Source organism: Sporolactobacillus nakayamae, assembly GCF_900113325.1.
GTDB classification, from domain to species: domain Bacteria; phylum Bacillota; class Bacilli; order Bacillales; family Sporolactobacillaceae; genus Sporolactobacillus; species Sporolactobacillus nakayamae.
In genome coordinates this window covers 1-13,894 of record NZ_FOOY01000023.1, presented here as the reverse complement: position 1 = coordinate 13,894, position 13,894 = coordinate 1, and the positions used below count along the sequence as shown (strand labels likewise).

11 protein-coding genes, 8 tRNA genes, 2 rRNA genes and 1 other annotated feature are annotated in these 13,894 nt (G+C 45.8%); all 21 genes read right to left on the bottom strand.

The features are described from left to right. Positions 1-4 precede the first annotated feature (4 nt). The gene (gene rlmB / locus BM003_RS13840) at positions 5-742 is read right to left on the bottom strand and encodes a 23S rRNA (guanosine(2251)-2'-O)-methyltransferase RlmB (RefSeq protein ID WP_093674073.1); all 738 of its coding nucleotides are present in this window, start codon (positions 740-742) and stop codon (positions 5-7) included. After that, positions 742-1,164 carry a Mini-ribonuclease 3 gene (locus tag BM003_RS13835; protein ID WP_093674071.1) on the bottom strand — a complete coding sequence of 141 codons (423 nt, stop codon included), beginning with the start codon at positions 1,162-1,164 and terminating at the stop codon, positions 742-744. Before BM003_RS13835 ends, rlmB begins: the two co-directional genes overlap by 1 nt. Then, positions 1,161-2,561, bottom strand: coding sequence for a cysteine--tRNA ligase (cysS, locus tag BM003_RS13830; RefSeq protein ID WP_093674069.1), 1,401 nt, complete (start codon positions 2,559-2,561; stop codon positions 1,161-1,163). Before cysS ends, BM003_RS13835 begins: the two co-directional genes overlap by 4 nt. A 5-nt stretch (positions 2,562-2,566) precedes the next feature. Next, the gene (epsC, locus tag BM003_RS13825; protein WP_425441054.1) at positions 2,567-3,214 is read right to left on the bottom strand and encodes a serine O-acetyltransferase EpsC; all 648 of its coding nucleotides are present in this window, start codon (positions 3,212-3,214) and stop codon (positions 2,567-2,569) included. 102 nt (positions 3,215-3,316) lie between these two features. Beyond that, positions 3,317-3,534: a binding site (T-box leader), on the bottom strand. Between the two features lie 64 nt (positions 3,535-3,598). Continuing rightward, positions 3,599-5,080: a glutamate--tRNA ligase gene (gene gltX / locus BM003_RS13820; RefSeq protein WP_093674065.1), complete on the bottom strand. Its 1,482-nt coding sequence runs from the start codon at positions 5,078-5,080 to the stop codon at positions 3,599-3,601. Positions 5,081-5,200: 120 nt separating this feature from the next. Continuing rightward, complete coding sequence (gene ispF, locus BM003_RS13815; protein WP_093674063.1) at positions 5,201-5,683, bottom strand: 2-C-methyl-D-erythritol 2,4-cyclodiphosphate synthase; 483 nt, start codon at positions 5,681-5,683, stop codon at positions 5,201-5,203. A 3-nt stretch (positions 5,684-5,686) separates the two neighbouring features. Further along, on the bottom strand, positions 5,687-6,376 hold the full coding sequence (ispD, locus tag BM003_RS13810) for a 2-C-methyl-D-erythritol 4-phosphate cytidylyltransferase (protein WP_093674061.1): 690 nt from the start codon (positions 6,374-6,376) through the stop codon (positions 5,687-5,689). 42 nt (positions 6,377-6,418) lie between these two features. After that, positions 6,419-7,525 carry a PIN/TRAM domain-containing protein gene (locus tag BM003_RS13805; RefSeq protein WP_093674059.1) on the bottom strand — a complete coding sequence of 369 codons (1,107 nt, stop codon included), beginning with the start codon at positions 7,523-7,525 and terminating at the stop codon, positions 6,419-6,421. Positions 7,526-7,641: 116 nt separating this feature from the next. Next, a complete protein-coding gene (radA, locus tag BM003_RS13800; protein WP_093674057.1) occupies positions 7,642-9,051 on the bottom strand; it encodes a DNA repair protein RadA in 1,410 nt (469 codons plus the stop codon). Between the two features lie 122 nt (positions 9,052-9,173). Next, positions 9,174-11,624 carry an ATP-dependent protease ATP-binding subunit ClpC gene (gene clpC, locus BM003_RS13795; protein WP_093674055.1) on the bottom strand — a complete coding sequence of 817 codons (2,451 nt, stop codon included), beginning with the start codon at positions 11,622-11,624 and terminating at the stop codon, positions 9,174-9,176. A gap of 353 nt (positions 11,625-11,977) precedes the next feature. Next, the gene (locus BM003_RS13790; RefSeq protein WP_093674053.1) at positions 11,978-12,436 is read right to left on the bottom strand and encodes a CtsR family transcriptional regulator; all 459 of its coding nucleotides are present in this window, start codon (positions 12,434-12,436) and stop codon (positions 11,978-11,980) included. A 236-nt stretch (positions 12,437-12,672) separates the two neighbouring features. Further along, a tRNA-Ala gene (locus tag BM003_RS13785) sits at positions 12,673-12,745 on the bottom strand. Between the two features lie 85 nt (positions 12,746-12,830). After that, positions 12,831-12,904: transfer RNA gene (locus BM003_RS13780), tRNA-Pro, on the bottom strand. A gap of 4 nt (positions 12,905-12,908) precedes the next feature. Continuing rightward, positions 12,909-12,985 (bottom strand) — tRNA-Arg (locus BM003_RS13775). 13 nt (positions 12,986-12,998) lie between these two features. Then, positions 12,999-13,087, bottom strand: a tRNA-Leu gene (locus BM003_RS13770). Between the two features lie 14 nt (positions 13,088-13,101). Beyond that, positions 13,102-13,176 (bottom strand) — tRNA-Gly (locus tag BM003_RS13765). A 15-nt stretch (positions 13,177-13,191) separates the two neighbouring features. Next, a tRNA-Lys gene (locus tag BM003_RS13760) sits at positions 13,192-13,266 on the bottom strand. A gap of 9 nt (positions 13,267-13,275) precedes the next feature. Next, positions 13,276-13,348 (bottom strand) — tRNA-Thr (locus BM003_RS13755). Between the two features lie 7 nt (positions 13,349-13,355). Beyond that, positions 13,356-13,428, bottom strand: a tRNA-Val gene (locus BM003_RS13750). A gap of 5 nt (positions 13,429-13,433) precedes the next feature. Further along, positions 13,434-13,550: ribosomal RNA gene (rrf, locus tag BM003_RS13745) — 5S ribosomal RNA — on the bottom strand. Between the two features lie 71 nt (positions 13,551-13,621). Further along, a 23S ribosomal RNA gene (locus BM003_RS13740) occupies positions 13,622-13,894 on the bottom strand; the annotation flags it as partial.

Sequence of the window (13,894 nt, the reverse complement as noted above, 5' to 3'; positions counted from 1 at the left end):
CACGTCACCCTTGCTTCTCACGGTGCCTGAGCACCTCATACATCAATAGACTGGCGGCTACCGAGGCATTCAAAGATGTTACCTTGCCCCGCATCGGCAGGCTGATCAGAAAATCGCACTTCTTGCGCACAAGTTGGGAGATACCGGCACCCTCATTACCAATAACGAGGCAGATAGGTATCGAAAAATCCGCTGAGCGATAGTCCTCACTGCCATCCGCCGCGGTACCGGCAAACCAGATACCTCTCTTCTTCAAAACATCCATGGTACTTGCCAGATTAGACACACGCGCGACAGGGACATATTCAATTGCGCCCGTTGATGCCTTAGCGACTACCGAAGTCAATCCGACAGAATGTCGTTTCGGAATAATCACTCCGTGACAGCCTGACGCATCCGCAGTTCTTAAAATTGACCCTAAATTATGCGGATCCTCGATATTATCCAACATCATGAAAAATGGTTGTTCGCCTCGACTTTCCGCAAGCGCGAACAGGTCGTCCAACTCCGCATAGCGATAGGCGGCTATGGAAGCCACCACTCCTTGATGCTGCGCAGATTTAGACAATTGATCCAGTTTCTGTTTGGGTACAAACTGAACGGAGATACCATTGGACTTAATTAGATCCAACAAATCGCCTAGGCCTCTGCCTTCTTTATTCAGCCAAACTTTATTTATTTCTCTTCCCGATCTGATGGCTTCTGAAACGGGATGCCGTCCGACGATCCATTCATCACTCATTAATGACCGCTCCCTTCGACCGGATGGTTAACAAACATTTTTTCCATAATCTCGTCAATCCGTTCTTGCTCGTCATTAAAAAATAACGCGCCAATTAACGCTTCAAATCCGGTACTAAAATTATACGTTTGAACATCGGTGTTCCTTGGTACTGAATGAGATTTCGCGTTGCGTCCCCGTCTGACAATAGTCAGCTCATCTTCAGTCAGAAACTCTTCATCCATCAATTCATGAAGAAATCTGGATTGCGATTTTGCGGATACATAGTCTACCGCCTGAACATGGAGCGCATGAGGTTTCGTTACACCGGACATAGAGATAATCGCTTGGCGCACATAGACCTCAATCACCGCATCTCCCATATAGGCGAGCGCAAGGCTGTTCAGCAGGTTAGGATCGGTTTTGGTTCCACTTATTCTCATTCCTGTCCCCTTTTCCAGCGTACGCCCTGCGGCGTGTCTTCCAAAATAATGCCAGCATTTTTCAATTCATCGCGAATGCTGTCGGCAACAGCAAAGTCTTTGTTCTGTCTCGCCGTTTCGCGTTTCTTGATCAGAGCATCTACCTCGGTATCCAATATACTGTCCGTATCGACTGCAAGTTTCAACCCGAGCACGCCTGACAGTTCGGTCAAAGCCTGCACATAGGCACTAAGGTCTTTTTCCAAGGCATTTTCATTTTGAAGGGCAATATTGGCGTCACGCGCGATATCAAAAAGTACGGCGATCGCATTGGCCGTATTAAAATCATCGTCCATCGCTTCGACAAATGGTTTCCGATAGTTTTCGACAAGAGCTTCATTAATTCCAGCAGAATTCGTCATTTGGCTCAGTCGATGATTCAAGTTATAATGCGTTGTCGCTAATCGGCCAAAAGCTTGCACCGCATCGTTCAATAGTGCATCACTGAAATTAATCGGGTGACGATACTGAACCGACAGAATGAAAAAGCGGACCACTTGCGGATCAAACTTTTTAATTAGATCGTGAACAAGAATCACATTGCCGATTGATTTGGACATTTTCTCATGATTTATCTGAATGTGCCCATTATGGAGCCAGTAATGGGCCATTGTCTTATGGTGCAGCGCTTCCGACTGCGCAATTTCATTTTCATGATGCGGAAATGTCAAATCTGTCCCGCCGGCGTGAATGTCGATAGTGTCGCCTAAATACTTTTCGACCATCGCCGAGCACTCAATATGCCAGCCTGGTCGTCCATCGCCCCATGGACTCGCCCATTTAATTTCACCGGGTTTTGCTGCTTTCCACAAGGCAAAATCCAATGGATCCTCTTTGCTTTCACCGATATCAATACGAGCTCCCGACTTCAGATCATCAATGGACTGATGGGACAGTTTCCCGTATTCTTTAAATTTTCGCGTTCTGAAATACACATCGCCATGGGACGCATAGGCGTACCCGCTGTCCACCAATTTACTGATAAATGTAATGATTTCCGGCATCGTTTCTGTCGCTCTCGGGTGTACTGTTGCTGTCTTAACATTAAGCGCCCCAGTATCTTCTTTGTATGCTTTAATAAACTGATCGGCGATTTCAGGTACCGAGATGTGGCGTTCTTTCGAAGCATTGATTAAGCGGTCATCGACGTCAGTAAAATTTGACACATACTTTACTATATACCCGCGATATTCAAAATACCTGCGAACCGTGTCGAAAACGACCGCAGGCCGCGCGTTTCCAATATGGATATAATTATAAACTGTAGGTCCGCACACATACATTCGAACCTTTTTCTCTTCAATGGGATGAAACGGTTCCTTTTTTCTCGTAAGCGTGTTATACACTTTTAACGTCATTTCGATCACTCCTTCTCTTTTTGTAACGTATTTAATTCCTGTATTTTCATGTGTAAAGCATTAATTTCCCGCTCCAATTGCTGCATTTTTTCAGCGACCGGATCCGGAAGGTCTGCATGATTCAGATCATGATGGTGCACTCTTATTCCATTCTGTCTCACGACGCGACCAGGGACACCGACAACTGTCGAATCCGGCGGGACATCATGCAGAACTACTGAGCCGGCACCAATTTTGGAATGATCTCCAATAGTGATTGAGCCAAGCACCTTCGCTCCCGCCGAGATCAACACATCGTTGCCCACGGTCGGATGTCTTTTCCCTTTTTCTTTGCCGGTACCGCCAAGAGTCACTCCCTGAAAGAGCGTCACATCATTACCGATTTCACAGGTTTCACCAATAACAATACCCATTCCGTGATCCATAAAGAAGCGTCTGCCAATCGTAGCACCCGGATGTATTTCAATCCCTGTAAAAAAACGGGAACATTGTGACAAAGCTCGAGCGAGAAAATAGCGCTTTTTCTTCCATAACCAGTGGGCGACTCGATGCGACCAGATCGCATGCAATCCAGAATACGTCATAATTACTTCCCACTTGCTTCTTGCTGCAGGATCTTGATCAAACACGTTGTTCAGATCCTCTGCAATAATGCCGCTCACAGAACTCCGCCTCCTTCATTTTCGACATTCTGATTTAAGTAAACGACAAGCCTACGTCATTGTTGTTCAAAAAGGCGTCTTTGTGTCGACTGACACAAAGACGCCTTTTGACGCGGTTCCACTTTGCTTGAGAAAATTCTCCACTCATACGCCGATAACGGCGGCTACCGTTTTCGCCTACTGATCTCCGTTCAGCGATCAACTCAGAGGGGCAATTCGGTCATTTGCTTCCCAAACGGTTTTCAGCCTAACGACCGTTCTCTCTGCTATGGGAGACACAAATACTTACTCAACCTCTTCATCGTTTTCTACTACACATTATGCGCGTTCTCAAAAAAATCCACTCAGTCAGTACCGCATAGTCACCTGTACAAATTAGACGGTCTGTTCCGTTGAAAGGTAATTTTCCAATCTTTTCAATACAAGATCTCTTCCGAGCAATTCCAGCGCCTCAGGGAGTTCCGGCCCATGTGCTGAGCCCGTTGCGATCACGCGTATCGGCATATACAGCTTCCAACCGCGCTGTTTTGTTTCCTTCTGGGTAACTTTTATTTTAGGTGCAATCGCTTCTGCTGTCCATTCTGTCAGAGCCCTTAATTCACGATCGAACACAGAAAGAACGTCCTTCACTTGTTCGCCTTCAAGAATTTTCTGCTCATCCTTCGTCAGATCGGTCTTCACAACGTCCTTATTAAAGAACATATCGCATAAATTGACAATATCCGCGCCAAAGTGTAGTTGTTCTTGATACAAGAGCACAACACGCGTCGCCCAATCACGCTGCTCATCGGTCATTTCAGCCGGGATAAGTCCAGCGTTAACCATATAAGGAAGCGTCATCTGAACGTAGTCTTCTTTAGACATTTTCTTAATATATTGTCCGTTCATCCATTCAAGCTTCGATTTATCAAACATCGCAGGCGATTTGCTCAACCGGTCAGCGTCAAAGAGTTTGATAAATTCTTCGCGGGAGAAGATTTCTTCTTCTCCTTTTGGCGACCATCCAAGCAGCGTAATGAAGTTAAACAGTGCTTCAGGGAGAAAGCCCATGTTCTTGTACTGCTCAATGAACTGAACAATACTGTTATCCCGCTTGCTCAGCTTTTTATGGTTTTCGTTGACGATCAAAGTCATATGACCGAACGTCGGCGGCTCCCATCCAAAAGCACGGAACATGAGGATTTGTTTTGGTGTATTTGAAATATGTTCCTCCCCGCGAAGAACATGAGTCATCTTCATCAAATGATCATCGATCACAACAGCAAAATTATACGTCGGAACGCCATTCTGCTTGACGATCACAAAATCACTGACGGCACTCGAGTCAAAAGTCACATGACCTTTAACAATATCGTCAAATTCAATTTTCTGATCGCCAGGAATGCGGAAACGTAGTGTCGGCTTGCGCCCCTCAGCCTCATAGTGAGCGATTTGTTCTTCGGACAGATGTCGACATTTTCCTGAGTATCCAGGTGTATGGCCGCTTGCCATCTGTTCTTCACGTTCTGCTTTAAGTTCCTCAGGCGTGCAGTAGCATTTATAAGCGAGACCCTTGTCCAGAAGTTCTTTCCAATATTTTTTATAAATATCCAGACGTTCCATTTGACGATATGGACCATATTCACCGCCGACATCGACACTCTCGTCCCATTCAAGACCGAGCCATTTCAAAAATGTCAGCTGGCTTTCTTCTCCACCTTCAACATTACGTTTCTGATCGGTGTCCTCAATACGGATAATGAATTTGCCGCCGGCGTGACGAGCAAATAGATAGTTAAAAATTGCGGTACGCGCGTTCCCGATGTGCAGGAAACCTGTCGGACTCGGCGCATAGCGTACCCTGACTTCTTCTGTCAACGCATTCACCACTTTCTGTTATTCTTTTTTATTTTAACACGTTCTACGAAAAGGTTGTTCACTAAATACGTTAAAATTTGCAGAACTTGAATCTATTGCCAAAGCTGCTTTGCTCGCAGTTCATTTTCGCTCTGTTTTCTCCAACAGGCAAATGGCTTCCGCGGCAATTCCCTCACCACGCCCTGTAAAGCCGAGCTTCTCGGTTGTCGTCGCCTTCACATTAACTTGTCCTACCTCTATATTCAGGATTTCCGCAATCACACGGCACATTTCCGAAATATATGGCGCAAGCTTCGGTTTTTGGGCAATGACAACACTGTCGACATTGCTAATCTCAAAACCCTTGGCACGGATGATGGCAACAACCTCTTCAAGCAGCTTCTTGGAATCCGCATCCTTATAGGCTTCATCCGTATCTGGAAAGTGCTTGCCGATGTCTCCTTCCGCGACAGCGCCCAGCAACGCGTCGCTAATCGCGTGAAGCAGCACGTCTGCGTCCGAATGTCCGATCAATCCTAATTCATAGGGGATCGTTACACCACCAATGATCAAATCACGATTCTCGGCAAACTCGTGGACGTCAAAGCCATGACCAATTCTCATTAGCTACTCCTCCTCTCTCTCGATAAAAAGTTGAGCGATGACCAGGTCTTCAGGGGTTGTCAGTTTGATATTACGATAGCTTCCTTCAACAATCTGAACCGGCATCTCAAGCCGCTCAACCAATGACACATCATCTGTACCCATGAACTGTGTTTCCACGCTTTTCTGATGTGCCTCTTGGATTACGGACAATCGAAAAGCCTGTGGGGTTTGGGCCGCCCACAAGCTTTTTCGCTCTAATGTTCTCTCTACTTTTAAACCTGTCGCTTGTTTGATCGTGTCCTTAACTGGAACGGCTAATAATGAGGCCCCATATTCTGCAGCGGCTTTTGCTACTCTGGTAATACTCTCACGAGTGATGAACGGACGCGCTCCGTCATGAATCAACACGATATCATCAGGAGCTAATTTTACCGCTTCCAATCCCAAGCGAACACTCTCTTGGCGTTCGCTGCCGCCCTTGGCAAATGTCCGCACTTTTGTTATTCGGTACTTGTCAATCAGCTCGTGGAATTGATCTTGCTCATCCCCCCGAGTGACAAGAACAATCCCCTTGCACGACGGATCTGTTTCAAAAACGCGCAGTGTATGGACAATGACCGGGGCGCCTGCTAAATCGAGCAGCACTTTATTTTCCCCAGCACCCATCCGCCTGCCTTGACCCGCGGCAAGGACAACTACTTGATAGTCCATCTGATATTGCCCCCGCACTCAGAAGACTGCCTGCTTATTTAATCACAGCGCCTTCTCAAGCAATTTAGGCTTAGCAAAGATCATTCGGCCTGCAGATGTCTGCAAAACACTAGTAATGATGACGTCAATCGTCTTGCCTATATACCTATGTCCTTCTTCTACCACAATCATCGTCCCATCGTCAAGATAGCCGACACCTTGATTTTGCTCTTTACCGTCTTTTATCACCTGAACACGCAGTTCTTCACCCGGAAGAACCACCGGTTTCACAGCGTTCGCCAAATCATTAATGTTTAAAACAGGTACTTTCTGAAATTCACAAACTTTATTCAAATTAAAATCGTTGGTCACAACAATACCGCCGATTTCCTTTGCAAGACGAACCAGTTTGCTGTCCACTTCGGTAATGTCGTCATAATCCCCTTCATAAAGATCCACATGAATCGAGTGGTCTTTCTGAATCTTATTCAAGATATCCAAACCTCGGCGTCCTCGATTTCGTTTCAGAACGTCAGATGAATCAGCAATGTGCTGCAGTTCTTCAAGAACAAAATGCGGAATAACCATCGTTCCTTCAAGAAATCGGGTTTGACAAATATCGGCGATTCGCCCGTCAATGATCACGCTGGTGTCAAAAATTTTGTACGGAATGTAGTCCGTTGCCTGGGAAATATCAGATGTTGCTTCCTTTTTCCTATCCTTTGATTTGGACGGCAGCCGAAATAAGCTGATCAGTTCATCTCGTTTTTTAAAACCGACTTGAAAAAAGAAATAACCCAAGAAGATATAGAGAAAAATCGAAAGAATTGTGCTGATGCCAGTATACGGCAGGCGTGTGAATGGCAACTGGATCAAGAATGCGATCATCAGTCCGAACCCAAGCCCTACCGTACCAAACAAAACATCTGTCACAGGCGCCTTAATTATTCGATCCTCAAAGGTTTTAATTAAGTTCACTAATGAGTCCACAAACCAAAAGGATAAAAATGCCATGATTACAGCGCCAATTGCCATGCCGATAAACGGCGAACTGATCCATCCCGGAACTCCACTTCCTAGATTCAATAGAACTATTATTTTTGGTATATAGACAAAACCTAGCGTTCCACCGATTAAAACAAAGAATAGCTGGATAACCCGTTTTATCATTTCCAATCACCTCCTTCAAACATTATAGACAAAATGCCAAAATCAAAACTTACTTTTTGCCATTTTGTTCCTTTTCCATTATTTCGTTCATTAATTCCTTCTAAATTCGGTTTTTGTTAGATTTCGGAAGGAAAAAAATCAGTTGCAGGCATCGCTTCCTTTTTAGATCCGAGTGCCAGTCGAATCGCCTGAGAAAGCGATTCGACACCAATTAATGATACGCCATCGGGAGGCGACCAACCGCCTAAATTTTTCGAGGGTACAAAAATCCGTGTAAAGCCAAGCTTGGATGCTTCATTCACGCGCTGCTCGATTCGGGAGACACGTCTAACTTCCCCCGTCAAACCTACCTCACCGATAAACGCATCAGCCACTTGAGTCGGACAGTCATTAAAACTGGATGCGATGCTAATTGCAACGGCAAGATCGACTGCTGGTTCATCCAGTTTCACTCCTCCAACGACATTAACATAAGCATCCTGATTTTGCAGCAAAAGTCCTACCCGTTTTTCCAAGACAGCCATGAGCAACGACACACGGTGATTATCTAGGCCTGCCGCCATTCGTCGCGCATTCCCAAAACTGGTAGGTGTTACCAGAGCCTGAACCTCAACCAAAAGCGGGCGTGTGCCTTCAATAGATGCTGTTACCGCTGAACCCGCCGCTCCTTTAGCGCGTTCTTGAAGAAAAATTTCCGAAGGATTTGCGACCTCGACGAGTCCCCCCTCCTTCATTTCAAACACACCCATTTCATTCGTAGAACCAAAGCGGTTTTTAACCGCCCTAAGAATACGAAATGTATGATGACGCTCTCCTTCAAAATATAATACAGTATCTACCATATGCTCAAGTGTCCTTGGTCCTGCTAGGGCGCCGTTTTTTGTAACATGCCCGACAATAAAAATGGCGATTCCCTGCTGCTTGGCAAGGCGCAAGAGATAGGCGGTACATTCCTTAACCTGAGAGATACTTCCGGGGGCGGAAGAAAGATCCGAATTGTAGATCGTCTGGATTGAATCGATCACCATAATTTCCGGATGAACACTTTCTATATGATTTTCAATTTGACGAATATCGGTTTCGGCAAGCACATAAAGGGCATCCGACGTGACACCTAGACGTGTCGCTCTCATCTTCGTTTGCCGTACTGATTCTTCGCCGGATATATAGAGCACATTATGCCCTGCACGCGCAAGCTGATCGGAGGTCTGAAGCAGCAGCGTTGATTTGCCGATCCCCGGATCACCGCCAACGAGCGTCAGTGAGGCGGGAACCACACCACCGCCAAGCACGCGATTGAGTTCAACCATTCCCGTCTTAATCCGCGGTTCTTCCTCCAGAACAACATCTGTCAGCCGCGACGGCTTGCTCACAAGACCTTTAGATTGACCCAGAACAGGTGAAGGCGGACGAACCGTCTCTTCAACTAATGTGTTCCAGTTTTGGCAACCCGGACAGCGTCCCATCCATTTCGGACTTTCATAACCACATTCTTGACAGAGAAATACTGTTTTCAGTTTTGCCATTCGATCACCTACCCAATTGTAGATTTATAGATGTTGCTGCTTCTAAATAAGTAAAGAAGCCAAGGCTTAAAAAAAACTTTGGCTTCTTTAAAATCATCACAAATCGTTTTAATGCTTAAAAATCAAGATTTCAAGACGGCTTCTGCTTCCGTCTGATTCACCGTGTACTCACCGTCGCTGTAATCAATGACGACATTTGTACCCTTCTTGATGTTCCCTTTAAGCAGCTCCTCAGATAACTTATCTTCCACCCGTCTTTGCAGGGCGCGGCGAAGCGGTCGGGCACCATACTCAGGATCGTAGCCTTCCTCAACGATCTGCGCTTTTGCCGCATCCGTCAGTTCAATGACAATGCCCTGGTTTGATAAACGATTTTTCAATTGGTTCGCCAGCAGAGTCACAATCTCCATCAGCTGATCTTTCTTCAGTTCGTGGAAAACAATGATCTCGTCAATTCGGTTAAGAAACTCCGGACGAAACGCTCGTTTTAATTCGCCCATTACCTTTTCTTTCATTGCCTTATATTCATGTCCCTCTTCACCTACTGAGAAGCCCACATACTTATTCTTCTTTAACTGACTTGCGCCAACGTTCGACGTCATGATGATCGCCGTATTGCGAAAATCTACAGTTCTTCCCTTTGAGTCGGTTAATCTCCCGTCATCAAGCACCTGAAGTAAAATGTTAAAGACATCAGGGTGTGCTTTTTCAATTTCATCAAACAGAATCACTGAATAAGGCTTTTGACGGACTTTTTCAGTCAATTGCCCGCCTTCTTCGTGACCGACATAGCCTGGAGGCGACCCTACCAAACGAGAAGTGGTGTGCTTCTCCATATACTCCGACATATCAATTCGAATGATTGATTCTTCATCACCAAATAATGTCTCTGCGACTGCTCGTGCAAGTTCGGTTTTTCCGACACCGGTTGGGCCTAGGAAAATAAAGGAGCCGATCGGTCGTTTAGGATCTTTCAACCCGGCACGCGCTCTTCGTATGGCATGCGATATGGCATTGATCGCTTCATTTTGACCAATAACACGCTCATGAAGGATGGATTCCATGTTCAGCAGCCGTGCGCTTTCTTTCTGTTCAAGCTTAATAACCGGTACACCCGTCCAGTTCGCAACGACGAGCGCTACATCATCCGGAAGTACCTGTGTATTTTCTTTGCCTTGTTTTTCTTTCCATTCTTTCTTGCATATATCGACTTGTTCTTTTAATTTTTGTTCATGATCACGAAGCGACGCGGCCTTCTCGAATTCTTGGCTTTGTACCGCCGCATCTTTTTCTTTTTTGACTGTTTCCAGTCTCTGCTCAAGCTCCTTAAGATTTGGCGGGGCCGTATAAGAGCGCAGCCGGACTTTGGAAGCCGCCTCATCGATTAAATCAATCGCCTTATCCGGAAGAAAACGATCGGAAATGTAGCGATCTGAGAGACGTACTGCTTCGCTAATCGCCTCATCGGTAATTTTAACCCTGTGGTGAGCTTCATAGCGGTCACGCAACCCTTTTAAAATCTGTACTGACTGTTCTGTCGTTGGTTCTTTGACTTTAATAGGCTGGAACCGTCTTTCTAGAGCAGCATCTTTTTCAATATATTTACGATATTCATCCAGAGTTGTTGCGCCGATACATTGCAGTTCACCGCGTGACAGCGACGGCTTTAAGATGTTAGAAGCATCAATGGCACCTTCAGCGCCCCCTGCTCCAATCAATGTGTGCAGTTCATCAATGAACAGAATGACATTGCCTGCCTGGCGGATTTCGTCCATAACCTTCTTCAGTCGATCCTCAAATTCGCCTCGATACTTTGTTCCTGCAACAACCGTACCCATATCCAAAGTCATGACACGCTTTTCCCTAAGAATTTCAGGTACTTCGTTATTCACGATTTCTTGTGCGAGGCCCTCGGCAACCGCCGTTTTACCAACACCTGGTTCGCCGATCAGAACAGGATTATTCTTTGTTCGACGGCTGAGCACTTCTATAACACGTTCGATTTCTTTGCTTCGTCCGATGACCGGATCAAGCGAACCCTCACTTGCCATCGCTGTCAAGTCGCGTGCCAAGCTGTCCAGTGTCGGTGTGCTCGCATGTGCGGAATTTCGGCCTTGAGCATTCCCGGATGTTGCCTCATGGCTTCCAAGAAGCTGCAGTACTTGCTGACGCGCCTTATTCAGGCTGACGCCAAGATTATTAAGAACACGAGCTGCAACGCCCTCTCCTTCGCGGATAAGTCCAAGTAAAATATGCTCAGTGCCCACGTAAGAGTGCCCAATTTTTCTCGCTTCATCCATCGAGAGTTCAATCACGCGTTTCGCACGCGGTGTATAGTGAGGCGTTTGTACATCGTCACTGCCACGACCAATCAGAGCTTCTACTTCTTTTTGGATTTTTTCAGGATCCAGATTTAAAGCAAGCAGCGCCTTGGCAGCAATACCGTCACCTTCACGCACGAGGCCGAGCAGAATATGTTCTGTTCCGATATTATTATGCCCGAGACGCATCGCTTCTTCTTGAGAAAGTGCGAGTACCTTCTGAGCACGTTCTGTAAATCGTCCAAACATCATAATAGTGGCCTCCTTTAGTTGCTGTCTCTATTCACTGGCCTTAATCAATTTATAATACTTCAAAAAAACCTTTTACCTGTACACTATTCAAATAGCGGTTTTTTTGATCATCCTCCACCTGTTTTCCAAAACCTCAATACCTGCTTGCTAACTATTCAGATGCCATCAATATTAATTATATTCGGCATAAGTTTTTCAAATCCTCTTTGAACAGGTATTAAGATATTTAAAGCCGATGCCTCGTCTCAAAGATCCAAGCTAGATTTAATATCTTATTATATCCGATCAGGCAAGCATTTACCAAGATGAGGACTTCAAGATCGTATCGAAATGCACAATCAGCATCGTCCACTCTATCTGCTGTATGTGAGTGATTGCAGCATCGCTCTCATAAGATTCGCGCGCAGTTCATCTCTTAAAGGGATATCTATGTCAAGAACAGTATGGTCAATAACCGTTAGCATCAATCGTGCTTCCCTGTCACTGATCACATCCTCTTCAAGCAAATGAATAATAATGGATTCCGCCATGTTCTGCGTGACCTTATAACCAATTAACCCGATCATTTCATCAATGAGTTCGGCATCGGTGACCGGACGAACTTTGATCACTTGAATGTAGCCGCCTCCGCCGCGCTTGCTCTCTACCACATATCCTCGCTCAATTGAGAATCGTGTCTTCAAAACATAATTAATCTGTGAAGGAACGCATTGGAATTTCTCGGCTAATTCACTTCGCTTAAGTTTAATAATATCGCTGGAATCAAGTATCTCTTTTATATATTTCTCAATAATATCTGAAATATTTCTCATCGGGGCACCTCTCTCCCTGACTTTGACTGACTTTGACTAACTTTGACTATAAACTCATTATGAACGATTTTAAATAAATAATCAACCGGCTTAATTGACGATCACCAGAAAGGGGATTTCAAGATGTTTTCTGTACCACAAAAAAATATTATGCAAAAAAACAGTGTTCTTGATCAATGATCAAAAACACTGTTTATAATCGACAAACGCTCAGTCGATTTGAACTATCGATTAAGTGGAGCCTAGCGGGATCGAACCGCTGACCTCCTGCGTGCAAAGCAGGCGCTCTCCCAGCTGAGCTAAGGCCCCATTTAAATGCGCACAACGATCAAGACTATCGTTGACGAACGATACAAAAAGCCACGAGAAAACCTCGATTGTTTTGTAATATCAATCGGGAAGACAGGATTTGAACCTGCGACCCCCACGTCCCGAACGTGGTGCTCTACCAAGCTGAGCCACTTCCCGATAATGGTGCGCCCTAGAGAAGTCGAATCCCCAACCTTCTGATCCGTAGTCAGACGCTCTATCCAATTGAGCTAAGGGCGCAAAAAACTAAAAATGGTGCCGAGAGCCGGACTCGAACCGGCACGGTAGTCACCTACCGCAGGATTTTAAGTCCTGTGCGTCTGCCAATTTCGCCATCCCGGCATATATAAAAATAATGGAGCGGAAGACGGGATTCAAACCCGCGACCCCCACCATGGCAAGGTGATGTTCTATCACTGAACTACTTCCGCATAGTAATAAACAAATGGTGAGCCACGAAGGATTTGAACCTTCGACCCTCTGATTAAAAGTCAGATGCTCTACCCCTGAGCTAGTGGCTCATGTTACAGTGCCGGTCAGAGGACTTGAACCCCCAACCTACTGATTACGATTCAGTTGCTCTACCAATTGAGCTAGACCGGCATAAAAATGGAGGATATAGGGCTCGAACCTATGACCCTCTGCTTGTAAGGCAGACGCTCTCCCAGCTGAGCTAATCCTCCATAAGGCCTGGCAGTGACCTACTCTCACAGGGGGACAGCCCCCAATTACCATCGGCACAGAAGAGCTTAACGACCGTGTTCGGGATGGGAACGGGTGTGACCTCTTCGCTATGACCGCCAGACTAAAACCGGCTCACATGAGCCTTCAAAACCGGTAACGAAAGTATAAGCATTGTCAATTCATCCAAAGTTCTGGGTTAAGCCCTCGACCGATTAGTATCTGTCCGCTTCACACGTCACCGTGCTTCCACTCCAGACCTATCAACCTCATCATCTCTAAGGGGTCTTACTGATTTAAAATCATGGGAAATCTCATCTTGAAGGGGGCTTCATGCTTAGATGCTTTCAGCACTTATCCCGTCCACACATAGCTACCCAGCGTATGCTCCTGGCGGAACAACTGGTACACCAGCGGTGTGTCCATCCCGGTCCTCTCGTACTAAGGACAGCTCTTCTCAAATTTCCT